We start from the raw sequence: 24203 nt of genomic DNA, 5'->3' as shown, positions 1-24203 counted from the left end.
ACCATGCACACCATCACCCGTTCCCTCATCCGGGCGCAGCTCGCCGCCCAGGATCTCGTCGACGGCTCGGGGCGCCGTCGCGAGCGCGGCGACGTCCCGGGCTGGGTGCTCATCACGCTCATGACCGCCGGGCTCGTCGCCGTCATCTGGACCGTCGCCGAGGACCAGCTGCAGACCCTCTTCCGCGACGCCATGAACCGCGTCCGCCGCTGAGGTGACGCGCGTCGCCCGGCGGGGCGAGCGCGGGTCGGCCGTGGCGGAGTTCGTCATGGTCTCGGCACTGGTCGTGTTCCTCTTCATGGCCGTGTTCCAGCTCGGGCTCGTGCTGCACATCCGCAACACCCTCATCTCGTGCGCGAGCGAGGGTGCGCGGCTCGGTGCGCGCGCCGACGCCGAGCCCGGGATGGGAGCGACGCGGGCCCGCGAGCTCATCACGGCGTCTCTCGACGACGACTACGCCGACGACGTCACGGTCGGCACCGGCATGGTCGGGGGAGTGCAGGTCGTCGAGGTCCGGGTGCGCGCGCCCTTCCCCGTGATCGGGCTCCTCGGTCCCGACGGCGAGCTCGACGTCACCGGCCGCGCGTTCCTGGAGCGCCAGTGACCTGGCGTGCGCGGCTGGCCGGGTCCCGGGGCGAGGAGGGGAGCGCGATCATCGAGTTCGTCTTCCTCGGCGTGCTCCTGCTCGTCCCACTCGTCTACCTCACGATGACCGTGGCTCGCATCCAGGCCGGCTCGTATGCCGTGACGACCGCCGCGCGTGAGGCCGGCCGTGCGTTCGTCACCGCAGAGGCGGGGGATGACGCAGCGGCGCGGGCCAGGGCAGCGTCGGAGGTCGCGTTCCGCGATCAGGGCTTCACCGGGCTGGGGTCACTGGGCATCGCGTGCTCCGCCTCGCCATGCCTCACCCCCGACGCCCGGATCGAGACGACGACGCGGGTGACGGTTCCGCTGCCGCTCGCCCCCGAGTTCGCCCGGGACGTCGTGCCGCTCGAGATCCCTCTCACGGCGAGCCACCTGTCGGTCGTCGACCGCTTCCGGGGTGCGTCGTGAGCCGGCGGCGTGCATCGGCGGTCGTGTGGCCCGCCCGGCTGCGCATCGGTGGCGGGGAGGTCCACCGTGACGAGGAAGGTCGCGTGATGCTGCTGGTCCTCGTCTTCTCGATGATCTGCACCCTGCTCGTCACCGGCGTCATCGCGGTGACGTCGGTGCACCTCTCACGCATGCGGCTGCTCGACGTGTCCGACGGAGCGGCACTTGCGGCCGCGAACGCACTGGACGACACGGCATACCGAGGGGGTGTCGGCGAGGCGGTCCCGCTGAGCAACGCGACGGTGCAGCAGGCGGCGGCGGACTACGTGTCGCGCCGGCCGCGGCCCGAGACGCTGACCCAGTGGGGGCTCGGCAGCGGTACCGGAAGCCCCGACGGGACGAGCGCCGTCGTCACCATGACTGGGGTCGCGGACGTTCCGTTCGTCGGCTGGATGCTGGGCGACGGCGTGACGATCACCGTGACTTCCAGAGCCCGCGCCGACCTCGTGCCGTGACGGCGACACGCCATGGACGACGCGGGGGAGCGGCGGTTGCGGGCCCTTGAAGGTTGTCGCCGCCACAATGAGCCCGTGGACACCGCGCGGACGGCCCGCTCCTGGCACCTTCTCACCGCTGCCGTCGCGTGGGTCGCGCTGCTGCTGCAGCTCGTCCTCGTCATCCAGGGCAGTGTCGTCCTCGACGACGCCGCGCCGCCGGGGCTGAGCACGCGCCTGATCCGCTACATCTCCTACTTCACGATCCTCACCAACCTGCTCGTCGCCGTGACGACGACGACGCTGACGCTGCGGCAGGACCGCTTCCCGACGTGGTGGAAGGTGCTGCGGCTCAACGCCATCGTCGGCATCACCGTGACCGGCCTGGTGCACTGGTTCCTCCTGCGGCCGCTGCTCGACCTCGACGGCGCCGACTGGCTCGCCGACAAGCTGCTCCACGTCGCCGTGCCGCTCCTCGCCGTCATCGGCTGGGCCGCCTTCGGCCCGCGCGGCAAGGCCGAGCGCCGCCTGCTCCTCGCCTCGCTCGCCTACCCCGTCGGGTGGCTCGTCTACACGTTGGTCAGGGGAGCGGTGACGGGCTGGTACCCCTACCCGTTCCTCGACGTCGGGTTGCACGGCTACGGCGGCGCGCTCGCCGCCTGCGCCGGTGTCGCCGTCCTCTTCGTGGCGCTGACGTGGGGTTTCATGGCGGCCGACCGACGACTTCCGCAGAGTCGCCACTGACCCGTTGGGATGGTCGCGAAATGACCCGCGGAACGCGCGGGTAGTTTGCCGTTCCGGCAGGTGGGGGCCTCGCGCGAGGAGAAAACTCGACGGGCAAGGAGCCCTGTCGAGAGCTGGCGACAACGAGGTCGCCACGACGGGCTCGTGAAGGGAGATGCGGTCATGCATCGACTCTCGGATCTCCGCTCGAAGGAGACGACATGCGCCTGACACCAGTGGTCGCGGCCAGCGGGCTCGTCCTCGGGCTCGGTCTGGCCCTGGCCCCCACGGCCAGCGCGGTCGAGCCCGATCCCTGCCTCATCATCCTCGGCGCGGAGGAGGCGACGATCATGGGAACGCCCGGCAACGACACCCTCACCGGCACCGACGGGCCCGATGTCATCCTCGCCGGCGCCGGCAACGACGTCATCATGGGTCTCGGAGGGGACGACCTCATCTGCGGTGGCGCCGGCAACGACTCGATCAACGCCGGTGACGGCAACGACGTCGTCATCGGCGACACCGCCGAGTCGATCCTCCTGGGCAACCCCGATGGCATGAGCGTGCCCGGGGGCGCCGACGTGATCGACGGCGGTGCGGGTGACGACCAGATCTTCGGCGAGGGCGGCAACGACACCCTCCGTGGCGGCAGCGGCGATGACTTCGCGACCGGTCAGATGGGCGTCGACAGCGTCCTCGGAGGCAACGGCGACGACACCATCTTCGGTGGTCCCGGCAACGACGTCGTCCGGGGCGAGAACGGCAACGACATCACCGTCGGCAACTTCGGCGACGACAACCTGTCCGGTGGTCGCGGCGACGACCTCATGACGGGTGACAACCCGGGCCCGGGCCCGTCCGGCATCTCCAACGACGTGTGCAACGGTGACCAGGGCTCGGACTTCGCTGTCGAGGACACCTGCGAGGTCGCGGTGGCGATCGAGGCCTTCGGACCGCTCCCCGAGGAGGGCTAGGGGCCCAGCACGAACGCGCCGGGGCGGGTGGTGGACAGGGGGAGCCGCTCGCCCCGGCGTGCTGGTCGCGGTGCGAGATCCGGATGCTGGGTGCGGCCTGACGTGCAGAATGTGCCGCCGACCCTGACCCGTACGGAGGAAACCAAAATGCCTCCGACGGGCTACGGGTATTTCCTGCAAACCGCGGACAGTCCTTCGCGTGCAGGAGAACGATCGTCGGTCAGGAGCCTGCCGCGCCCAGGCGACGCTCCCGTCACCACGGCGGTGCTCCGAGAAGGAGATCCGTCATGCACCACATCGCCTCGCGCCTGGCCAAGTCCGTGGCGCTCGCCGCAGCCCTCGGACTGGCGACCGCGACGACCGCCGCAGCCCACGAGTGCTACAACGCCAGCCGCTCCGACAAGGGCAACGAGATGGCCGGCACGAAGTCCAACACGTGGTTCACCCTCGTCCCCTCCTCGATCATCGCCGAGGAGATCGGCGCGGGCATGTACGACGAGGCCACCGGCGACTGCATCCTCGCCGAGTGGGAGGCCGGCGGCCTGCCGGAGTCCTTCGTCATCAAGGTCGTCGGCGGGAAGGACGGGCTGCTCGCCGGAGGAGTCACCCGTCACGAGCTGCTCCACGACGGCAACGGCATCGACCACGCCTTCGCGGCGTACGGCGACGTCATCGTCGGTGGCTACGTGAGCTGCGGCGTCGAGTTCTGACCCGCACCTGCTGACCTGACTGCCCGCCGGTGACGGTTCCGTCGCCGGCGGGGCAGCCGTCGGCCCAGCTCCACGCGGTGGTGAGCGGACGGCGTGTGGTGAGGAGACGGCATACGGGCACGTAGTCTTGGCTCTCGTGGCCACCGACTTCCAGCAAGAGATCAAGGACCTGCGCACGACCATGACGTCCGTGCGTGACGTCACCGACCTGACCGCCCTCCAGGCGCGCATCGACGAGCTCGAGACGCAGGTCGCGGCCCCCGACCTCTGGGACGACCAGGAGAAGGCGCAGGCCGTCACCTCCGCGCTCTCGCGTGCGAAGTCCGAGTACGACCGCGTCACCGGCATGGACACCCTCGTCGACGACCTCGAGGCCCTCGTCGAGATGGGCCAGGAGGAGAACGACGCCGAGACCCTCGCCGAGGCCGAGAAGGAGCTCGTCAAGGTCAAGAAGGCCGTCGGCGAGCTCGAGGTCCGCACCCTGCTCAGCGGCGAGTGGGACGAGCGCGAGGCCGTCGTGACGATCCGCGCCGGCGCCGGTGGCGTCGACGCCGCCGACTTCGCCGAGATGCTCATGCGCATGTATCTCCGCTGGGCCGAGCGCCACGGCTACCCGACCAAGGTCATGGACACCTCCTACGCCGAGGAGGCCGGCATCAAGTCGGCGACCTTCGAGGTCAACGTGCCCTACGCCTTCGGCAACCTCTCGGTCGAGGGCGGCACGCACCGCCTCGTGCGGATCAGCCCCTTCGACAACCAGGGCCGGCGCCAGACGAGCTTCGCGGCCGTCGAGGTCATCCCGCTCATCGAGGGGACCGACAGCATCGAGATCCCCGAGAACGAGCTCAAGATCGACGTCTTCCGCTCCTCGGGCCCCGGTGGCCAGTCGGTCAACACCACCGACTCCGCCGTCCGCATGACGCACATCCCCACCGGCACCGTCGTCTCGATGCAGAACGAGAAGTCGCAGATCCAGAACCGCGCCGCCGCCCTGCGCGTCATGCAGTCGCGCCTCCTCCTCATCAAGCGGGCCGAGGAGGCGGCGGTCAAGAAGGAGATGGCCGGGGACGTCAAGGCGAGCTGGGGCGACCAGATGCGCTCCTACGTCCTCAACCCCTACCAGATGGTCAAGGACCTCCGGACCGAGTACGAGACCGGCAACCCGACCGCGGTCTTCGACGGCGACATCGACGGCTTCATCGAGGCCGGCATCCGCTGGCAGATCGCCGAGCGCAAGGCCGAGGACTGAGTCCCGTTGCGGGACACCGGACCTGAGGGGAACCACCCATGACGTATGCCGTGGAGCCGCCTCCCGGAGGACCGGTCGACTGGGTCGCGTGGTCGCGTGACCTCGCCGCCACGATCCGCTCGCTCGCCGACGGCGACTCCGTCACGGTGACGGTCTCGGAGCACCCGCGGCCGCACCTCGTGCGCAAGGCGAGGTTCTTCGGCGTGATCCCGGCCCGCTACGAGGACATGGCGCCGTGGGTCCGGGTGCGCCGCGACGAGGACCACGCCGTCTGCGAGCTCGTCGGCAGCGAGGAGTTCGGCGGCGACTTCTTCTTCAGCCCCGACGAGGAGTCCACGCTCGCGGGGATCGGGTGGCGCGAGCCCGGCCCGATCTCCATGGAGGAGCGGGTCTGGAACCGCTGGTTCCCCGACGACGTGACGCAGACGGCATACCTCTCGCGGGCCGACGCGCAAGCCGCCGCCGACCTCGTGACGCGCACCCTGCGCGACGTCGTCTACGCCGCCGAGGCCTGATCGCAGGACGGCTCAGGCGCGAAAGCACAGGTCAGCGCGACGCCAAGTGGGGTCGCAGCACATGGGAGCGGCGTCGCCGCGCGAGGATGCTGACCCGCATGCGCCCGACAACGACGTCTCCACGCACCCTCCTGGCGGCCGTGGCCGCCCTCGCCACGACCCTGACCCTCACGGTCGCCGCACCCGAGGCCTCGGCCGACCGGGCCAGCGACAAGCCCGGTGGTGGCCACTGCGCCCGCCAGTCGAAGATCGCCGTCCCCGGCGCCGAGATGCAGAAGGTCGCCTGCCTCGACGACCTCACGACGGCGAGCACCGTCGCGACCGGACACAGCAAGGCTGCCGACTTCGCCGGTCTGCACACGCCCGGCACGGTCAACCCGACGGGCATCCCCGGCATCCAGGTCGACGGCTACTTCCCCGACACCTCGACGACGAACACCAACAACGGCTGGAACCACGACAGCCAGTTCGTCATCCGCATCCCCGACGACTGGAACGGCGGCCTCGTCGTCACCGGCGCACCGGGCAACCGCACGCAGTACGCCAACGACTTCATCTGGTCGGACTGGGTGCTCTCCAAGGGCTACGCCTTCGCGAGCACCGACAAGGGCAACATCGGCCTCAACTTCTTCGACGACGGCTCGACGCCGGGCGGCAGTGTGCGCGAATGGAACTCGCGGGTCACCGAGCTCACCGTGGCGACCAAGAAGGTCCTCCAGCAGGTGCGCGCGAGCAAGCCGAAGCACACATGGATGGCCGGCATCTCCAACGGTGGCTACCTCGTCCGCTGGCAGCTCGAGAACCGCCCCGACCTGTACGACGGCGGCCTCGACTGGGAGGGCACGCTCTTCCGCGCGGACGGCCCGAACCTCCTCACCTACCTGCCGACCGCGCTCAAGCACTACCCCTCGTATGCCGCGACCGGAAGCCCCGAGGCACACGCGGCCATGATCGCGGCCGGCTTCGCCCCCGGCAGCGAGTTCCTGTGGCCCTTCCACCACCAGGTCTACTGGGACCTGACGCAGCGGATCTACCGCGAGGAGTTCGACCCGACCTTCGACGGTGACACCAAGGCCGGCACTCCCTACTGCGCCAGCGGGACCCCTCAGTGCGACGCCGACTACGACTACGAGAGCCGTCCGGCGTCGGTCAAGGAGGCGATCCGCTCGGTGGAGCTCACCGGCAGGATCGGCAAGCCGCTCATCACCGTGCACGGCGACATGGACACGCTGCTGCCGATCGGCACCGACTCCGACGTCTACGACGAGCTCATCGACGACGCCGGCAAGGGCGACCTGCACCGCTACTACCGCGTCGAGGACGGCACGCACACCGACGCGCTCGTGCCGGCGTTCGCGGACCGGCTGCGTCCGCTGCTGCCGTGCGCCCGCACCGGTTTCGACGCGCTCACCGCGTGGGTGGAGAAGGGGACCGCCCCGCCGCCCGACGCCACCGTGGCGCGCCCAAGCTCGGGCGACCTGCTCCACACCTGCGTGCTCTCCTGAGCCGCTGAACGACTGATTGCCCTTTTCGTCCCGAGACGGCACCGCAGCCGGACCGCGGTGACGGACGAAAAGGGCAATCAGTCGGGTGGTGACGCTGGAACTGGCAATCAGTCGATGGGCTGCTCGAGACCGAGCGGGTCCTTCTCGTCGTGCTTTGCGACCGTCGTGCGCAGCTCGGTGTGCGGCATGAGTGCGACGGCGACGAGCGTGATGACCGTCACCGCCGCGGCGATGAGGAAGATGTAGCCGGTGCTGTCGCCGTAGGCGTGACGGACGATGGTGACGACCTGCTCCGGCAGCGCGCTGAGGTCGAGGCTTCCGCCGCCCCCGCTCGTCTCGGCCGGGACGGGGAGCTTCGCGTCCCGCAGGCCGGTGGCGACGTGGTCGCCGACCCGACTCGCGAGCACGGCGCCGAGGACGGCGATCCCGACGGTGCCGCCAAGCGAGCGGAAGAAGCTCACCACGCCGCTCGCCGCCCCGATGTCGCGGACGTCGACGGTGTTCTGGACCACGAGGACGAGGTTCTGCATGAGCGTGCCCTGACCGAGGCCCATGAGGAGCATGTAGGCGGACAGGTGCCAGATCGGCGTCGTGTGGTCGGTCGGGCCCATGAGCGCGAGGCCGGCGATGAGGACGACCGTGCCGACGAGCATCCACGGCTTCCAGATCCCGGTGCGGGTGATGAGCTGCCCGGACACGGTGGCGCCGACCATGCTGCCGAGGATGAGCGGGAGCATGAGGAGCCCGGCCTCGGTCGGCGAGAAGCCCTGCGCCACCTGGAAGAACTGGCTGAGGAAGACCGAGGTACCGAACTGCGCGATGCCGACGGCGATGCTCGCGATGACGGCCAGTGTCGTCGTGCGCTCGAGCAGGATCTTCGGCGGGATGAGCGGCTCCGGGTGGCGGCGCTCGACGAGCACGAGGGCGACGACGGCGAGCGCGGTGGGGACGAGGAACTCGGCGGTCTCGACCGAGACCCAGTCGAAGCTGCGCCCGGCGAAGGAGACCCAGATGAGCGGCAGGCTCGCGGCGATCGAGATGAGGACCGCGCCCCACCAGTCGATGCGCACCTCGCGCCGCACGCGGGGCAGGTGCAGGAAGCGCTGGAGCATGGCGAGGCCGAGCAGCGAGATCGGCACGGCCGCCCAGAAGCACCAGCGCCAGCCGACGCTGTCGACGAGCAGCCCACCCAGTAGAGGCCCGGACACGGTGGCGACGGCCATGACGGCGGCCATGTAGCCGCTGTAGCGACCGCGCTCACGCGGCGGGATGATCGAGCCCATGATGGCCTGGGCCAGGGCCATGAGCCCACCGACGCCGAGGCCCTGGAGCGAGCGGGCGCCGAGCAGCTGCGGCACGTTGTGCGCGAAGCCGGCGGCGAGCGAGCCGAGGAGGAAGAGCACGCCCGAGACCTGGACGAGGAGCTTCTTGTCGAAGAGATCGGCGAGCTTGGACCAGATCGGGCTGGAGACGGTCATCGCCAGCAGGGTCGTCGTGACGACCCAGGTGTAGGAGGTCTGGCTGCCCTGGAGGTCGCCGATGATCGTCGGCAGGGCGGTGCTGACGATCGTCGAGCTCACCATGGCCACGAAGAGCATGGAGAGCAGGCCGGTGAGGACCTCGAGCACCTCCTTGTGGCTGAGCTCGGGTTCCCGGGTGAAGGTGGGGGAGGCGGTGGCGGTCATGCGGGTCCTTGGGTGTCGGTGCGCGAGTCGGTGTCGTCGTGGGAGGTGCCCGAGGTGTCGGGTCGTGCGGTCGTGGCTCGGGTCCGCGCGGCGGGGGAGGAGCCGCCGAGCGCGGGGATGATGTGGTCGGTGATCTCGTCGAGGGTGCGGGCCGCGCCGGTCGCGGTCTCGCCGTCCCAGTCGGTGAAGTGCTCGCGCATCCGCTCGACGTAGGCCCGGCGCAGCGACGCGAGGCGCGCGCGGCCCTCCTCGGAGAGCGAGACGAGCTCGGCGCGACCGTCGGCCGGGTCCCGTCGACGCTCGACGAGGCCCTCGGCGGTGAGGGTGACGAGCTGCCGGCTGATCACCGAGGGCCCGACGTGGAGCCGCTCGGCGATGAAGCCCGACCGGGCGTCCCCGTGGTCCTCGAGGACCTTGAGCAGCGTGACGTCGGTTGGAGAGAGGCCGCCCGGCAGCTGGAGCCAGAGGTGCGACGCCGCCCGCAGCGAGCGGGTGAGCCGGAAGAGGCTCGAGGCGAAGAGCTCGAACTCGTCGGCGGAGGATTGCTTGACCACGTCAACCATTTAACGCCTTTTGGTTGCGTCAAGCAACTTGATGTGGTGCGATGCGGACAACGCGGAGCGGGGGACCCCGGTCCCGACACGTCCCGCCCGCCGTCCTCCGCTTCACGCGGCGCCCTGCGCCCTCACACGCCGTCGGCCCAGCAGGTGCCACGACGCCACAGACGCGGAACCTATGCTCGGGGCGATCCCACTCCCGAGCCGTGAGGCCAGCCACCAGCGATGATTCGCTTCGACAACGTCACCAAGGTCTATCCGAGGTCGACCCGACCCGCGCTCTCCGACGTCAACGTCAACGTCGAGCGCGGCGAGTTCGTCTTCGTCGTCGGGCCGTCGGGCTCCGGCAAGTCCACGCTCCTGCGCCTCGCGCTGCGCGAGGAGCGGGCGACCTCGGGCACGGTCCTCGTCGCCGGCCAGGACCTCGGGTCGCTCTCGGCGCGCAAGGTCCCGCGCTTCCGCCGCGAGATCGGGGCCGTCTTCCAGGACTTCCGCCTCCTGCCGGGCAAGACCGTCGACCAGAACGTCGCCTTCGCGCTCCAGGTCATCGGCAAGCCGTCCTCGGCGATCCGCCAGCTCGTCCCCGAGACCCTCGAGATGGTCGGTCTCGAGGGCAAGGGCAAGCGCCTGCCGCACCAGCTCTCCGGTGGTGAGCAGCAGCGCGTGGCGATCGCCCGCGCCGTCGTCAACAAGCCGCAGATCCTGCTGTGCGACGAGCCGACCGGCAACCTCGACCCCAAGATCAGCCTCGACATCGTCCGCCTGCTCGACCGCATCAACCGCACCGGCACGACGGTCGTCATGGCGACGCACGACGCCGACACCGTCAACCAGCTCCGCCGACGGGTGGTTCAGCTCGACGAGGGCCAGATCGTGCGTGACGAGCAGCACGGCACCTACCTCGCGCCCGTCGTCCCCGAGGAGTCTCCCGTCGAGGATCCGGACGCCGTCGAGGACGCCGAGGTCGCGGAGGAGATCGGCGACCTCGATCCCGAGCGGTTCGGAGGGGAGGAGCGATGAGGGCCGGGTTCATCGCCGGCGAGGTCTGGTCGGGCCTGCGGCGCAACCTCTCGATGGCCCTCTCGGTCATCCTCGTGACGATGGTGTCGATGTTCCTGCTCGGTCTCGGGCTCCTCGCCCAGCGTCAGGCCGACACGATGAAGGGCTACTGGTACGACCGCATCCAGGTCTCGATCTACCTCTGCACCGACAACTCCCTCCAGCCCAACTGCCAGGGCCAGGCGGCGACCGAGGCGCAGGAGCAGAGCATCAGGACCCAGCTCGAGGCGCTGCCCGAGGTCAAGGCGGTCTTCCAGGAGTCGGAGGAGGAGGCGTTCGCGCGCTTCAAGGAGCAGTTCCGCAACAGCCCCATCACCGGCAACGTCCAGCTCGGGGACATCCCGCAGAGCTTCCGCGTCCAGCTCTCGGACCCGACGAAGTATGCCGTCGTCACGAGCCAGTTCGAACGTGCACCGGGCGTCGCGAGCGTCCAGGACCAGGAGAAGGTGCTCAAGCGCTTCTTCCAGATCATCAACTGGATCACCGGCTTCTCGGTCTTCCTCGCCGGGCTCATGGTCATCTGCGCGACGCTCCTCATGGCGACGACGATCCGCCAGGCCGCCTTCATCCGACGACGAGAGATCGGGATCATGCGTCTCGTCGGCGCCTCGAACTGGACGATCCGTATGCCGTTCATCCTCGAGATGCTCGTGGTGGCCACCCTCGGCGTCGCGCTCGCGGTCGGCATGCTCTGGGTCGGGCTGAGACTCATCTTCAACGCGGGCTTCAACCAGGTCGTCCTCAACAAGGCGCTCATCGGCGCCGGGGACGTCTGGGCGCTCACGCCGTGGCTCTTTGGCGGTGTCATCTTCATCGCCGTGCTCACGAGCGTCGTCACGCTGCGCCGCTACCTCCGCGTCTGAGGCTGCTCGCGTTCGCGACCGGCTGCGCACCAAAAGCCGCGAATCGCCAGCGGGCGGGTGACTAGTCAGCCACCATGGACGTGGCCCTCGACGCCACGTGGACGAGCCGCCGCCACAAATCCGAGGCCGGACTTTGCCGGGAAGTGTTTCCAAACGGAGGTGACTCGTGTTACCAATGGTGACCATGTGGCGAACCCCTGCGCCCCGCACCGCCTCCGCGCGCCGAGTGACCGGCATGTCGGTGGCCCTGCTGGCCTCCCTCGCCCTCGTGGCTCCCGTCTCGGCGCACCCGAGCGCCGACCCGGACCCGTCGAAGCAGAAGCGCAGCGTCGACGCCCAGATCGACCAGCTCCGTGAGGACCTCCACGAGACCAACGCGGACCTCGCCAACGCCTACATCGCCCTGAGGACGACCCAGGCCAAGATGCCCGGTGCCCAGGCGGCGCTGACGCAGGCGGAGGCCGCGGCCTCGCGGGCCGAGGTCGCCAACGCCATGGCTGCCCAGGAGCTCGAGGTCGCACAGGCCAACGAGACCAAGGCGCAGGACGAGCTCGCGGCGACGAGCAAGGAGATCCGCGACAGCCGCGGCCAGGTGGCCCAGTTCGCCGCGCAGATCTACCAGGAGCAGGGCTTCGGCGAGCTCGACATGGCCATGACGTCGACGACGCCGCAGCAGTTCGCCGACCGCATCGCCCTCATCGGCACCGTCATGGACCTCCAGGGCCAGTCGATGGTCAAGCTCGCCACCGCCAAGGCGACGCAGACCGCGCAGGAGGACCACCTCTCGGCGCTGCGGGCCGACTCCGAGAAGGCCAAGCGCAAGGCCGAGGCCACGCTCGCCGCCGCCAACGCCGCGCGCGACAAGGCCACCGCCGCCAAGGTCGCGCTCGACGCCCTCGCCGCGCAGCAGAGCACGCAGGCGGCCACCGTCAAGGCGCAGTCCGTCGCCGAGAGCGCACGCCTCGCCACCGCCCAGGCGGAGTCCGCCCGCCTCGGTGCCGTCATCAAGGCCCGCGCCGCCGCAGCCCTGCGCGCCGCGAAGATCCGTGCCGCCGCGAACGCGAAGGCCAAGGCCGACGCCGCGGCCCGCGCCGCCCGCAACAAGCGCAAGCCTGGCGGCGGCTCACCCGGCGGCTCCAGCGGCTCCAGCGGCTCCGGCGGCTCCAGCGGCTCCACCGGCGGCTCGAGCGGTGGACCGCTCAGCGCCCCGACGACGAAGGGCTGGATCAGCTCCGAGTTCGGCATGCGGTTCCACCCGATCCAGCACTACTGGAAGCTGCACAGCGGCCGCGACTACGCCGCCCCGTGCGGGACGCCGATCAAGGCGGCCGCCGCGGGCACCGTCATCGAGGCCGGCTACAACACCGGCTACGGCTACCGCGTCATCATCGACCACGGTGTCATCGGCGGCGTTCACCTCGCGACGACCTACAACCACCTCAAGTCGATCAAGACCTGGGGCGGTCGAGTCGGCCGCGGTGCCGTCGTCGGCTACGAGGGGAGCACCGGCAACTCCAACGGCTGCCACCTCCACTTCGAGGTCTACGAGGACGGCAACTTCGTCGACCCGCGCAACTACCTCTGACCGGGACGTCCCCCACGGGGCGCCGTGCAAACCCGGGCGCGCGGACGGCATACGCTGACGTAGCGTGTCGCACGAACTCGAGGAGGTGGGCGCCCATGGCAAAGGCCGGGAGCAAGAAGCAGGATGACGGGCGCAAGCTCGTCGCCAGCAACCGCAAGGCGCGACACGACTACCTCATCGAGGACACGTACGAGGCCGGGCTCGTCCTCATGGGCACCGAGGTCAAGGCGCTGCGGATGGGGCGCGCGAGCCTCGTCGACGGCTGGGCGAGCTTCAGCGGTGACGAGCTGTGGCTCGAGGGGGTGCACATCCCGGAGTACGTCTCGGGGACGTGGACCAACCACACGCCGCGCCGCCGCCGCAAGCTCCTGCTCCACCGCAAGGAGCTGACCAAGATCCTGCAGGCGACCCGCGAGAGCGGCCACACGATCGTCCCGCTCCAGCTGTACTTCAAGGACGGCCGGGCCAAGGTCGAGATCGCCATCGCCAAGGGCAAGAAGGAGTACGACAAGCGCCACGCGCTGCGTGAGCGCCAGGACCGTCGTGAGACCGAGCGCACGCTCGGCGCATACAGGGGGTAGCCAGTGACCGGTCGGCTTCGGAGCTGGGCGGCGGCACTGGCCGCTGCCGCATGCGTCGCCATCCCGCTCGGAGCCACCGTCGTCGCGCCCCCGGCGCTCGCCGCACCCGCATCCGTCGTCGGCTTCGTCCCGATGGACGACGACGCGGCCGCCTTCAACGTCACGTATGCCGTCCGGGAGGACGGGTCGATGCGCGTCACCCAGCGCATCCGCTGGGACTTCCCGGACGGCGAGGAGCGGCACGGGATCTACCGCACGATCCAGACCCGGGCCGGCTACCAGGACTCGACGACGCAGTACCGCCACTACGAGCTGTCCGACGTCGAGGTCACCTCGCCGACGGGGGCGCCGACCGACACCGACGTCTCCGACTTCGGCGCCTATGAGCAGGTCCGGATCGGAAGCCCCGACGAGACCGTCGAGGGCGTCCATGATTACGTCCTCACCTACACCCTCGCCCACGTCGTCAACGACATCGGTGACGGCACAGCCGAGCTCTACTACAACCACATCGACCCCTCGAACGAGTACGCCTACCGCAACGTCAGCGCCGACGTCACCGGACCGGTGCCGGCGACCCAGGTCGCCTGCTACTACGGCGCGCTCCACGAGGACACGACGTGCACCGGGACGGCGGGCGCGACCTCGCGCTTCACCATCCCCGACATCTCGCCCGGTCAGGGCGCGACGATCGTCGTGTCGTGGCCGCGCACCGCGTTCGGCGACCTCACCCCTGACCTGCGCGAGACCGGCGACGACGGCGCCTACGGGGGCGGCTACGACCCGGGACCGTCGCTCACGCCGCAGCAGTCGAGTGCGCTCGGCGCCGCCCTCGCCGGCGGTGGCGTGCTCCTGCCGCTCCTCGCGGGCGGGCTCATGGGCCTGCTCGTGTGGACCCGCGGTCGCGACGAGGTCTATGCCGGGCTCACCCCGGGCCTGTCGCCGGGCGTGGGCGAGAGCGCGCCGGTCGTGCGCGGCAGCGCGCCCACCGTGGCGGTCCAGTTCAACCCTCCGCCGGGGGTCCAGCCCGGCATGGTCGGGACGGTCATGGACGAGAAGGCCGACGTCGTCGACGTCACGGCGACGCTCATCGACCTCGCCGTCCGCGGCCACCTCACGATCACCAACGAGGAGCGCGGCCGCTTCCGCAGCGACGACTGGATCCTGCGCCGCCAGACCCCGCCCGCCGGCGCCTCGGCGCTCGCGCCCTACGAGCAGCGGCTGCTCGACGGCATCTTCTCCACCGCGAACGAGACCCGGCTGTCTGCGCTCAAGAACCACTTCGCGACCACCCTCAAGCAGGTCCAGTCGATGATGTACACCGAGGCCGTCCAGCGGCACTGGTTCCGGCGCTCTCCGGACGCGCAGCGGGCGGGCTGGGTCGGGCTCGGCTTCCTCGTCATGGGTGTCGGCGTCCTGGCCCTCTTCTTCGGCACGGGCGCCCTCGGGGCCCTCGGCGGCGGCGCGCTCGTCGCCAAGGGCTGGGTCTTCGGGATCGGGCTCGTCATCGCCGGCCTCATCGTCCAGCTCCTCGGGCGGCGGATGGCGTCCCGCACGGCTGAGGGCAGCGCCGTCCTCGCCCAGTCGCAGGGCTTCGAGCGCTACATCGCCACGGCCGAGGCCAACCAGATCCGCTGGGAGGAGGCGCAGGACGTCTTCTCGCGGTTCCTGCCCTACGCCATCGTCTTCGGGCTCGCCGACCGCTGGGCGACGGTCTTCGAGGAGGTCGCGACGGCCGCTGCCGCCGCGGGTCACGTCATCGCCGCGCCGACCTGGTATGCCGGGCCGATCACGGGCTGGAACTTCGGCCACGTCGCCTCGAGCATGGACTCCTTCTCGACCCAGGCCGCCGGCACCTTCGTCTCGACGCCGGGCTCGTCCGGCGGCTCGGGCCTCGGCGGCGGTGGCTTCTCGGGCGGGGGCGGCTTCTCCGGCGGCGGTGGCGGCGGAGGCGGCGGCGGGTCCTGGTAGGCGGGCGGACGGCATACGTGGGTTTTCGCCACGTCCTAGCGCCCGATCGAGGACCATCGTGTGATGGCCTGAGGACATGACCAAGAAGATCGCGTTCCTCACCGCACCCGAAGGCATCGAGCGGGTCGAGCTCACCGACCCCTGGGACTTCGTCACCGGCGCCGGCCACTCGGCCACGCTGCTCAGCACCGAGTCCGGCACGGTGCAGACCTTCGACCACCTCGACAAGGCCGAGACCCGGCCGGTCGACGGACTGGTCAAGGACGCGTCCGTCGACGACTACGACGCGCTCGTGCTGCCCGGTGGCGTCGCGAACCCCGACGCGCTGCGGATGGACGCCGACGCCGTCGCGTTCGTCAAGGCGTTCGTCGAGTCGGGCAAGCCCGTCGCCGCCATCTGTCACGCACCGTGGACCCTCGTCGAGGCCGGTGTCCTCAAGGGCCGCACCCTCGCCTCGTGGCCGAGCCTTCAGACCGACATCCGCAACGCCGGCGGCACGTGGAAGGACGAGGAGGTCGTCGTCGACGACAACCTCATCACGAGCCGCAACCCCGACGACATCCCCGCGTTCACCAAGGCCCTGCTCGACGCGGTCGGCTGACCGGGCGCGAGCCCCAGCCCCCGCACGACGAAGGACCGGCCCCCTCCCTGTGGGGGCCGGTCCTCCTGTATGCCGGGTGGGCGCCTCAGTTCTTGAAGGCGTCCTTGATCTTCTCGCCGGCCTGCTTGATGTCAGCCTTGGACTGGTCCGTGCGACCCTCGGCCTCGAGGCGCTCGTTGTCCGTCGCCTTGCCGGTGGCCTCCTTGGCCTTGCCGCTGGCGTCCTCGGACATGTTGTCGATCTTGTCTCCGATACCCATGGTGAAGCTCCTTGGTGTTGCGGATGAAGGATCTGCATCGACTGGGGGCGCCGCTCCTTGACGCCGGGGATGCTCCTTCACGTTAGCCGATCGAGAGCACCAGAAGGAGATCGCCGCCCTCCACTTGTTGGTGGGCGCCGATGGCGAGGCGCTCGACCGTGCCGGACGACGGCGCGGTGATGCTCGCCTCCATCTTCATGGCCTCGATCGTCGCGACGACGGCACCCGCCTCGACCGCGTCGCCCTCGGCCACCGCGGGCGTGACGACACCGGCGAAGGGAGCCGGGACGTGGGCCGGGTTGCCCGGCTCGGCCTTTTCAGCGGCCTTGACGTCGACCTTGATCGCACTGTCGCGCACCGTGATCGGGCGGAACTGCCCGTTGAGGGTGCACATGACGGTGCGCATGCCCTTGGCGTCCGCCTCGCCGATCGAGGAGATGCCGAGCAGGAGCCGCTTGCCGGCCTCGATCTCGACCTCGTACTCGCGGGCCTGGTCGAGGCCGTGGAGGAACTCGACGGTGCCGAGCACGGAGAGGTCGCCGAAGCGCTCGCGCGAGGAAAGGAAGTCCTTCGTCGGCCCCGGGAAGAGGAGCTCGTTGAGGGTCGCGCGGGGGTGGGCGTCGAGAGCCGCCTCCTGCTCGGCGGTCAGCTCGGTGACCCGCGGCTTGCCCTGGCGGCCCTGAAGCGCCTTGGTGCGGAACGGCTCGGGCCAGCCACCCGGCGGGTCGCCGAGCTCGCCCTCGAGGAAGCCGATGACCGAGTCGGGGATGTCGTAGCGGGTCGGGTTCTCCTCGAACTCCGCGGGGTCCGCTCCGGCGCCCACGAGCGCGAGGGCGAGGTCGCCGACGACCTTGCTGCTCGGGGTCACCTTGACGATGTTGCCGAGGATGCGGTTGGCAGCGGCATAGGTGTCCTCGATGTCCTCGAACCGGTCGCCGAGTCCGAGGGCGATCGCCTGCTGGCGCAGGTTGGAGAGCTGGCCGCCGGGGATCTCGTGGAAGTAGACGCGTCCCGTGGGGGAGGGGAGCCCGGACTCGAAGGGGGCGTAGAGCTGGCGCACCGCCTCCCAGTAGGGCTCGAGCGCGAAGACGTGGTCGATGTCGAGACCGGTCGCGCGGTCGGTGCCGTCGGTGGCCGCGACGAGGGCCGACAGCGAGGGCTGGCTCGTCGTGCCCGCCATCGCCGAGCAGGCTGCGTCGACGGCGTCCACCCCGGCGTCGATGGCGGCGAGGAGCGTGCCGACCTGCCCACCGGCCGTGTCGTGCGTGTGGAGGTGGACCGGGAGGTCGAACCTCTCGCGCAGGGCCGTGACGAGGGTGCGGGCCGCGGGGGCGCGGAGCAGCCCGGCCATGTCCTTGATGGCGAGGACGTGGGCGCCGGTGTCGACGATCTCCTCGGCGAGGCGGAGGTAGTAGTCGAGCGTGTAGAGCCTCTCGCCCGGGTCGCTGAGGTTGCCGGTGTAGCAGAGCGCCACCTCGGCGACCGCCGTGCCGGTGTCGAGCACCGCCTCGACGGCGGGGCGCATCTGGCTCACGTCGTTGAGCGAGTCGAAGATGCGGAAGATGTCGAGCCCGGAGCGTGCGGCCTCGCGGACGAAGGCGTCGGTCACCTTGGTCGGGTAGGGCGTGTAGCCGACGGTGTTGCGGCCGCGCAGGAGCATCTGGAGGGGGATGTTGGGCATCGCCTCGCGGAGCAGCGCGAGCCGCTCCCACGGGTCCTCGCTGAGGAAGCGGAGCGCGACGTCGTAGGTCGCGCCGCCCCAGGCCTCCATGGACAGGAGCTCGGGAGTGAGCCGTGAGACGTGCCCGGCGACGTGGAGCAGGTCGCGGGTGCGCATGCGGGTGGCGAGCAGCGACTGGTGGGCATCGCGGAAGGTCGTGTCGGTCACGGACACCTCGGTGCGCTCGCGCAGCCGCCGCGAGAACTCGGCCGGGCCGACCCGCTGGAGCAGGTCGCGCGAGCCGGGCGGCACGGGGGAGTCGAGGTCGAGCACGGGCAGCTTGGCGCGGGGGCGGATCCGCGTGCGGGCGGGGCCGTGCGGCTGGTTGACCGTGACGTCGGCGAGGTAGGTGAGCAGCTTGGTGCCGCGATCGGCGGGCGTGCGGGCGTTGAGCAGCTCGGGGCGCTCGTCGATGAACGACGTCGTCGCCCGCCCGGCCTGGAAGACCGGGTCGGCGAGCACGCCCTCGAGGAAGCGGATGTTCGTCGAGACGCCGCGGATCCTGAACTCCGCCAACGCCCTTCGTGCCCGCCGGACCGCCATCGGGAAGTCACGTCCGCGGCAGGTGAGCTTGACGAGCATCGAGTCGAAGTGCGCGGAGACGCGGGCCCCGACGAAGACCGTGCCGCCGTCGAGCCGCACGCCTCCGCCGCCCGCGGAGCGGTAGACCGTGATGGTCCCGGCATCGGGGCGGAACCCGTTGGCGGGGTCCTCGGTGGTGATGCGGCACTGGAGGGCGAAGCCGCGCAGCCGGATGTCCTCCTGGCGCAGGTCGAGGTCGGTGAAGTCCTCGCCCGAGGCGATGCGCATCTGCGACACGACGAGGTCGACGTCGGTGACCTCCTCGGTCACCGTGTGCTCGACCTGGATCCGCGGGTTCATCTCGATGAAGACGTAGCGGCCGTCCTGGCCGAGGAGGAACTCGACGGTGCCCGCGTTGACGTAGCCGATCTCGCGGGCGAAGCGCACCGCGTCGGCGCACATCTCGTCACGGGTGGCCGGGTCCAGGTTCGGCGCCGGTGCGATCTCGACGACCTTCTGGTGACGGCGCTGCAGCGAGCAGTCGCGCTCGAAGAGGTGGAGGACCCCACCCTCCCCGCCGCTGCCGTCGCTGAGCACCTGCACCTCGATGTGCCGCGGGTCGACCACGGCCTCCTCGATGTAGAGGGTCGGGTCGCCGAAGGCCGCGTCCGCCTCTCGCTGGGCGGCCTCGAGGGCCTCGCGCAGCGCTGACGGCTCCTCGACCCGGCGCATGCCGCGCCCGCCACCACCGGAGACGGCCTTGACGAAGACGGGGAATCCGATGTCGGCCGCGGCGGCCTCGAGCGCATCGAGGTCGGTGCCCGCCTCGGACCCGCGCAGCGTCGGCAGCCCGGCTGCCCGCGCGGCGGCGATCGCCTTGGCCTTGTTGCCCGTGAGGTGCAGGACCTCGGCCGGCGGGCCGATGAAGGTGATGCCGTGGGCGGCGCACTCCTCGGCGAGCAGCGGGTTCTCGGAGAGGAAGCCGTAGCCGGGGTAGATCGCGTCGGCGCCGCACTCGACCGCGACGCGCACGATGTTCTCGTGGTCGAGGTAGGCGCGCACCGGGTGGCCCTCCTCGCCGATCTGGTAGGACTCGTCGGCCTTGAGCCGGTGCTCGCTGTTGCGGTCCTCGTGCGGGAAGACGGCGACCGTCTTGGCTCCGAGCTCGGTGGCGGCGCGGAACGCGCGGACGGCGATCTCGCCCCGGTTGGCGACAAGGACCTTGCGGAACACGGCATACCTCCGGCGGAAGGGGCGGCTTTCGCGAAAGCGTAGTGACGGACCAGCTCGTGAGACCGTTCGCCCACAGTGCGGACGCCCGTCACCTTCTCGACGCGCGGGATCCGCCCTCGCGCGGAAGTGTGGCTCCATGACCCGTATGCCGTTCGCCCGCCTCCTCGTCGCCACCACCGCCGCGCTCGGCGCGGCTCTCGCCGGTCCGGCCGCCGCCGCACCGTCCGCCTCCGCCGCCGCACCCCACACCTCCGTCGCGGCCGCTGCGCCGTTCTCGACCGCTCAGCCGCTCGAGCGTGCCCACGCCCACAACGACTACGAGCACGACCGACCCCTGCTCGACGCCCTCGACCACGGGTTCACCTCGGCCGAGGCCGACGTCTGGCTCGTCGACGGCGAGCTCTACATCGGCCACGACGGACCCGACCTCGCGCGCACGCTGCGCAGCACCTACCTCGAGCCGCTGGCGCAGCGCTTCCGTGAGAACGGTGGGTCGATCCACCGTCAGTGGCGCGACACGTTCCGGCTGCTCGTCGACGTCAAGAGCGAGGGGACGGCCGCGTGGCCGGTCATCGAACGCCAGCTCGCCGACCACCCGCAGCTCTTCACGGCATACCGGCAGGGGAGGGTGCACGAGCGCGCGGTGACGGCCGTCATCTCGGGCAACCGCGACCTCGCCGCGATGCAGTCGGCGACGACGAGGTTCTCCTTCTACGACGGGCGGATGGGCGACCTCGGCGGTCCGCTCGGCGCCGACCTCGTGCCGCTCATCAGCGACAACTGGACCAAGCACTTCACCTGGCTCGGGGCGGGCCCGATGCCCGAGGCCGAGCGCGCCAAGCTGCGCACCATCGTCGCGACCGCGCACGCCCGCGGGCAGGAGATCCGCTTCTGGGCCACGCCCGACGCCGCGCTGCCGAACCGTGAGGCGCTGTGGCGAGAGCTCGTCGCCGCCGACGTCGACGTGCTCAACACCGACGACCTCGCCGGGCTGCAGTCGTTCCTCCTCGCCGAGGACCCGGAGGAGGCCGCCGCCTGACCCTTCGGCCCGGGGTCGTCCGGGCTCACCGACACGTCCACCGAGGACGCCGCCGTCACGCCGAGGCGGCGGCGTCCTCGAGGATGTCGGGGGCGTGGACGACGACCCAGTCCATGAGCGGCACGAGCAGCGCAGCGAGCTCGCGACCACGCTCGGTGAGCGAGTACTCGACGTGCGGCGGCACGACCGGGCGCGCGTCGCGCAGCACGAGGCCGTCGGCGACGAGGGTCCGCAGGGTCTGGGCGAGCATCTTCTCGCTCACACCCTCGGCTCGCCGGCGCAGCTCGCTCCAGCGTCGGGCCTCGCCGTCGGAGAGCGAGAGGAGGACGAGCAGGCCCCACTTGCTCATGACGTGGTCGAGCACGGTGCGGCTCGGGCACCCGGCGGCGAAGACGGCGTCGGGGAAGTGGCGCTCCAGGGGGTTGCTCACCTTCATGTAGGTACCTTACTTCAAAGTGGGTACTTCCCCATGGGAAGTATGCCGTCGGCTCCCTCGTTGGTCGGTGGTGTCAGCACCTCGTCACCACCCCTCGAAAGGCCTTCCCATGACCTCGATCCTCGTCACCGGCGCCACCGGACACCTCGGGCGGCTCGCCGTCGACGCCCTCCTCGCCCGCGGCGTCGACCCCGCCGCCGTCTCCGTCCTCGTGCGGGACGCCGAGCGCGGCCGTGACCTCGCCGACCTCGGTGTCGACGTCCGGGTCGGCAGCTATGACGACCCCGACTCCCTCGACGTCGCCCTCAAGGGAGTCGACCGCCTCCTCTTCGTCTCCGGCTCCGAGGTCGGTCGCCGGGTCGAGCAGCACCGCAACGTCATCGACGCGGCCGTCCGGGCGGGCGTCCGGTTCGTCGCCTACACGAGCATCACGCGGGCCGACAGCTCGCCGCTCGGCCTCGCCCCCGAGCACGTGGCGACCGAGCAGGCCCTCGCCGCCTCGGGCGTGCCGCACGTCCTGCTCCGCAACTCCTGGTACGTCGAGAACTACACCGCCCAGGCTGCCCAGCAGCTCGAGCACGGTGTCGTCCTCGGCGCCGCAGGCGAGGGCCGGGTCAGCGCCGCGACACGGGCCGACTACGCCGAGGCGGCCGCCGTCGCCGTCCTGTCCGACGACCTCGCCGGGCAGGTGCTCGAGCTCGGCGCCGACGAGGCGTTCACGCTCGGGGAGTACGCCGCCACGCTCTCCGAGGCCGCGGGTGCACCGGTGGCCTACCGCGACCTCTCGGTCGAGGACTACGCGGCGGCACTCGTCGCGGCCGGGCTGCCCGAGGGCTACGCCCAGGTGCTCGCCGAGAGCGACGCGGGCCTGCGCGACGGCGCGCTCCTCGTCGAGACCGGCGACCTCTCGCGCCTCCTCGGTCGCCCGACGACCTCCCTCGACGAGGCCGTGCGCAGCGCGCTTCGCTGACGACGAACGGGCGGCCTCCCCGCGGGATCGGGGAGGCCGTCCGTCGTCCGTCGCGCCGGGCACGGGCGCTCGGGTCGATGCCGAGGTCAGCCGTGCTGGTGCTCCGGCGCCTCGACCGGCTCGCCCCGCTCCGGCAGGTTCTCGACCGGTGCGAGGTCGGTCGAGAGCCACGACCCGTCGGCCACCGAGCTGAGCAGCGCGTAGCCGGTCGTCTCGGCGGTCTTCGCGATGTAGCCGGCAGACTTCTGGCCGATGTCACCGCGCAGCTCGAAGAGGACTGAGGCCGAGCCGAGCAGGGCGTAGGCGTTGCGGGCGATGCCCGGGGTCGTCGTGCTCGGGTAGCGCGTGATGTTGGCGTAGCCCTTGCTCTCGACCGAGTTGAGCATCACGGCGACAGCGCGCTGGGAGTCCTCGACGTCCTGCGTCCACGCGTCGCCCAGCCCGAGGCGCTCTGCCTCCTCGTCGGCGTTGGGCCACATGATCGAGCCGGTGATCATCCGGCCGTCGTCGTCGACGTAGGTGCCCTGGTGGTGGTAGTCGACGACGAGGGCGGGCTGGCGCTCGTCCCAGAGGAGCCGCATCGCGATCGCCTCCGGCACCGGGTTGAGCTCGTCCTCACCCGCGATGTAGGGGTGGTCGTAGGCCGACTCCGAGTAGGAGTGGTAGCGGTTGATGTCGTAGCCGCGACCCACCTGGTAGAAGGGGTCGCAGGGTGCGGCCTTGCAGCGGGTGTCGAAGTTCTGGCGCCACGGCGTGGTCCGTCCGGCCGTGTCGGTGACGTCCGCGTCGAACCCGTCGACGTTGACCCGCGGCACGATCGTCACCGTGAGCTCGTCACGGATCTCCTGCGAGGCCTTCGACCCGTTGGCGAGCGTGCGGATGAGCGAGAGCATGCCCTCGCTGACGACGAACTCGTCGCCGTGCTGGTTCGCGATGAACATGACGTCCGTCGGCCCGTCGCCGATCGTCACGACCGGGATGTCGCGCCCGGTGTTGCTCTGCAGCGGAGCGGGCTCGAGGTCGAACGCGCCCTGGGCTGACGCGTCCACCTGGCGCAGGGTCGACCACAGCTGCTCGTAGGAGTGGATGCCGTTGAGGTTGGTCCCGCCCCATGGGCCGCCCGGCGTGGTCGGTGGCGGGTCCGCCACCGAGGTGGCGGCCGGGGCGGCGGCGAGCGCGCAGGCGGTGACGCCGACGGCGATCGCTGACCTGAGGCGGGACGGGTGGCGTGCTGACATGGGCGGGTCCTCCGGTCGGTCGGATGCCGGACGGGCTCCTCGCCGCAGTTCGGGTGGCGCGCAGCCGCGTCCTGCCTGGTCCCTGGGACGCTAACGAGTTACCGGTGGGTCCGCTCGGCGAGCGGTTTCCCGCGCCCGACGCCCCGGCTGCGGGCAGGCTGTGCGCCCGCCCGGGAATTGATTCGGGGCTGTCACACGTTGGCAGGTAGAGTTTCAGACACAACTCAACAGCGTGGGATGAGCCCCCTCAGGGGGGTGATCGGTTTCGACATTGGTCGGCGGATCAAGGGAAGCGGGTCGAGGATGCACGGTCATCTCGTCAACGCTCCGTGCAAACCAATAGGTGCCAACTCCAAGCGCACCGACTTCGCCCTCGCCGCCTGAGCGAGCCCGAAGTCCGTTGGCCTAGGCTCGATCTCGGCCTAGTTCCCAGCGTCAGCTAGAGATCTTGCTGCGGCTCCCTTGTCGGGGGGAGTCGTGGGACTCCAATCCGACTGGGCCTGTCGGGGAACGTGTGCGCGCGAGCCCCGGGGCCGAGAAAATCCACAGCGCACTGCACCCGGAGAAGCCTTGGTTTCCCGTCAGTGGACGCGGGTTCGATTCCCGCCACCTCCACCACCGAGCTCATCCCACGAGCGACCGCACCCGGTCGGCCGGTTAGCCGGTCGACCGGGTGCTCGCG

The 24203-nt window shown here is 70.7% G+C and carries 24 protein-coding genes and 1 other RNA gene; 19 read left to right on the top strand and 6 right to left on the bottom strand.

Annotated features, from left to right (window positions below; all coding sequences use genetic code 11):
• The first annotated feature begins 3 nt into the window (after positions 1-3).
• The 10 genes from ACOJV7_RS02005 to ACOJV7_RS01960 all read left to right on the top strand — a co-directional run bounded on the left by ACOJV7_RS02005 (position 4) and on the right by ACOJV7_RS01960 (position 7202).
• Positions 4-213 carry a hypothetical protein gene (locus ACOJV7_RS02005; RefSeq protein ID WP_420188487.1) on the top strand — a complete coding sequence of 70 codons (210 nt, stop codon included), beginning with the start codon at positions 4-6 and terminating at the stop codon, positions 211-213.
• Between the two features lies 1 nt (position 214).
• On the top strand, positions 215-604 hold the full coding sequence (locus ACOJV7_RS02000; RefSeq protein WP_420188486.1) for a TadE family protein: 390 nt from the start codon (positions 215-217) through the stop codon (positions 602-604).
• Entirely contained in the window at positions 601-1053 is a 453-nt protein-coding gene (locus tag ACOJV7_RS01995) for a pilus assembly protein (RefSeq protein WP_420188485.1), read from the top strand. The genes ACOJV7_RS02000 and ACOJV7_RS01995 overlap by 4 nt, the downstream gene beginning before the upstream one ends.
• An 86-nt stretch (positions 1054-1139) precedes the next feature.
• On the top strand, positions 1140-1547 hold the full coding sequence (locus ACOJV7_RS01990) for a pilus assembly protein TadG-related protein (RefSeq protein ID WP_420190360.1): 408 nt from the start codon (positions 1140-1142) through the stop codon (positions 1545-1547).
• A gap of 75 nt (positions 1548-1622) precedes the next feature.
• Positions 1623-2270: a Pr6Pr family membrane protein gene (locus ACOJV7_RS01985; RefSeq protein ID WP_420188484.1), complete on the top strand. Its 648-nt coding sequence runs from the start codon at positions 1623-1625 to the stop codon at positions 2268-2270.
• Positions 2271-2470: 200 nt separating this feature from the next.
• On the top strand, positions 2471-3223 hold the full coding sequence (locus tag ACOJV7_RS01980) for a calcium-binding protein (RefSeq protein ID WP_420188483.1): 753 nt from the start codon (positions 2471-2473) through the stop codon (positions 3221-3223).
• A gap of 287 nt (positions 3224-3510) precedes the next feature.
• A complete protein-coding gene (locus tag ACOJV7_RS01975; RefSeq protein WP_420188482.1) occupies positions 3511-3933 on the top strand; it encodes a hypothetical protein in 423 nt (140 codons plus the stop codon).
• A 136-nt stretch (positions 3934-4069) separates the two neighbouring features.
• Entirely contained in the window at positions 4070-5182 is a 1113-nt protein-coding gene (prfB, locus tag ACOJV7_RS01970) for a peptide chain release factor 2 (RefSeq protein WP_420188481.1), read from the top strand.
• Positions 5183-5220: 38 nt separating this feature from the next.
• Positions 5221-5697 carry a TY-Chap domain-containing protein gene (locus ACOJV7_RS01965; protein WP_420188480.1) on the top strand — a complete coding sequence of 159 codons (477 nt, stop codon included), beginning with the start codon at positions 5221-5223 and terminating at the stop codon, positions 5695-5697.
• A gap of 98 nt (positions 5698-5795) precedes the next feature.
• The gene (locus ACOJV7_RS01960) at positions 5796-7202 is read left to right on the top strand and encodes a 3-hydroxybutyrate oligomer hydrolase family protein (protein WP_420188479.1); all 1407 of its coding nucleotides are present in this window, start codon (positions 5796-5798) and stop codon (positions 7200-7202) included.
• 107 nt (positions 7203-7309) lie between these two features.
• Here ACOJV7_RS01960 and ACOJV7_RS01955 read toward each other — a convergent pair whose 3' ends face one another.
• Together ACOJV7_RS01955 and ACOJV7_RS01950 are read right to left on the bottom strand one after the other, a co-directional pair.
• The gene (locus tag ACOJV7_RS01955) at positions 7310-8887 is read right to left on the bottom strand and encodes an MDR family MFS transporter (RefSeq protein WP_420188478.1); all 1578 of its coding nucleotides are present in this window, start codon (positions 8885-8887) and stop codon (positions 7310-7312) included.
• The gene (locus ACOJV7_RS01950) at positions 8884-9441 is read right to left on the bottom strand and encodes a MarR family winged helix-turn-helix transcriptional regulator (protein ID WP_420188477.1); all 558 of its coding nucleotides are present in this window, start codon (positions 9439-9441) and stop codon (positions 8884-8886) included. The genes ACOJV7_RS01955 and ACOJV7_RS01950 overlap by 4 nt, the downstream gene beginning before the upstream one ends.
• 228 nt (positions 9442-9669) lie before the next feature.
• Between ACOJV7_RS01950 and ftsE the strand changes: the two genes are divergently transcribed.
• The 6 genes from ftsE to ACOJV7_RS01920 all read left to right on the top strand — a co-directional run bounded on the left by ftsE (position 9670) and on the right by ACOJV7_RS01920 (position 16104).
• On the top strand, positions 9670-10464 hold the full coding sequence (gene ftsE / locus ACOJV7_RS01945) for a cell division ATP-binding protein FtsE (RefSeq protein WP_420188476.1): 795 nt from the start codon (positions 9670-9672) through the stop codon (positions 10462-10464).
• Positions 10461-11366 (top strand): permease-like cell division protein FtsX, encoded by a 906-nt coding sequence (gene ftsX / locus ACOJV7_RS01940; RefSeq protein WP_420188475.1) that lies wholly within the window; start codon positions 10461-10463, stop codon positions 11364-11366. The genes ftsE and ftsX overlap by 4 nt, the downstream gene beginning before the upstream one ends.
• Before the next feature lie 235 nt (positions 11367-11601).
• Positions 11602-12951 carry a peptidoglycan DD-metalloendopeptidase family protein gene (locus ACOJV7_RS01935; protein WP_420188474.1) on the top strand — a complete coding sequence of 450 codons (1350 nt, stop codon included), beginning with the start codon at positions 11602-11604 and terminating at the stop codon, positions 12949-12951.
• Between the two features lie 95 nt (positions 12952-13046).
• The gene (gene smpB, locus ACOJV7_RS01930) at positions 13047-13532 is read left to right on the top strand and encodes an SsrA-binding protein SmpB (protein ID WP_420188473.1); all 486 of its coding nucleotides are present in this window, start codon (positions 13047-13049) and stop codon (positions 13530-13532) included.
• Between the two features lie 3 nt (positions 13533-13535).
• Positions 13536-15503 (top strand): DUF2207 domain-containing protein, encoded by a 1968-nt coding sequence (locus ACOJV7_RS01925; protein WP_420188472.1) that lies wholly within the window; start codon positions 13536-13538, stop codon positions 15501-15503.
• 76 nt (positions 15504-15579) lie between these two features.
• Positions 15580-16104: a type 1 glutamine amidotransferase domain-containing protein gene (locus ACOJV7_RS01920; RefSeq protein WP_420188471.1), complete on the top strand. Its 525-nt coding sequence runs from the start codon at positions 15580-15582 to the stop codon at positions 16102-16104.
• A gap of 85 nt (positions 16105-16189) precedes the next feature.
• Here ACOJV7_RS01920 and ACOJV7_RS01915 read toward each other — a convergent pair whose 3' ends face one another.
• Positions 16190-16363, bottom strand: a complete 174-nt coding sequence (locus ACOJV7_RS01915) for a CsbD family protein (RefSeq protein WP_420188470.1) — start codon at positions 16361-16363, stop codon at positions 16190-16192.
• Positions 16364-16445: 82 nt separating this feature from the next.
• Positions 16446-19838 (bottom strand): pyruvate carboxylase, encoded by a 3393-nt coding sequence (locus ACOJV7_RS01910; RefSeq protein ID WP_420188469.1) that lies wholly within the window; start codon positions 19836-19838, stop codon positions 16446-16448.
• 136 nt (positions 19839-19974) lie between these two features.
• Here ACOJV7_RS01910 and ACOJV7_RS01905 point away from each other — a divergent pair, with 136 nt between their 5' ends.
• A complete protein-coding gene (locus ACOJV7_RS01905) occupies positions 19975-20877 on the top strand; it encodes a phosphatidylinositol-specific phospholipase C/glycerophosphodiester phosphodiesterase family protein (RefSeq protein WP_420188468.1) in 903 nt (300 codons plus the stop codon).
• Positions 20878-20932: 55 nt separating this feature from the next.
• Here the strand turns inward: ACOJV7_RS01905 and ACOJV7_RS01900 are convergent, their stop codons facing one another.
• On the bottom strand, positions 20933-21313 hold the full coding sequence (locus ACOJV7_RS01900) for a winged helix-turn-helix transcriptional regulator (protein WP_420188467.1): 381 nt from the start codon (positions 21311-21313) through the stop codon (positions 20933-20935).
• Between the two features lie 109 nt (positions 21314-21422).
• Between ACOJV7_RS01900 and ACOJV7_RS01895 the strand changes: the two genes are divergently transcribed.
• Positions 21423-22283 carry an SDR family oxidoreductase gene (locus ACOJV7_RS01895; protein ID WP_420188466.1) on the top strand — a complete coding sequence of 287 codons (861 nt, stop codon included), beginning with the start codon at positions 21423-21425 and terminating at the stop codon, positions 22281-22283.
• An 86-nt stretch (positions 22284-22369) separates the two neighbouring features.
• On the opposite strand, the gene ACOJV7_RS01890 is transcribed toward ACOJV7_RS01895, so the two are convergent.
• Positions 22370-23521: a M14 family zinc carboxypeptidase gene (locus ACOJV7_RS01890; RefSeq protein ID WP_420188465.1), complete on the bottom strand. Its 1152-nt coding sequence runs from the start codon at positions 23519-23521 to the stop codon at positions 22370-22372.
• A gap of 251 nt (positions 23522-23772) precedes the next feature.
• Here ACOJV7_RS01890 and ssrA point away from each other — a divergent pair.
• Positions 23773-24139, top strand: a transfer-messenger RNA (tmRNA) gene (gene ssrA / locus ACOJV7_RS01885).
• The last annotated feature ends 64 nt before the right edge of the window (positions 24140-24203 follow it).

The organism is Knoellia tibetensis, from assembly GCF_048606415.1.
GTDB classification, from domain to species: Bacteria; Actinomycetota; Actinomycetes; order Actinomycetales; family Dermatophilaceae; genus Knoellia; species Knoellia tibetensis.
Note: the sequence above shows the minus strand (reverse complement) of the source record. Positions and strands in the feature narration are given on the sequence as shown.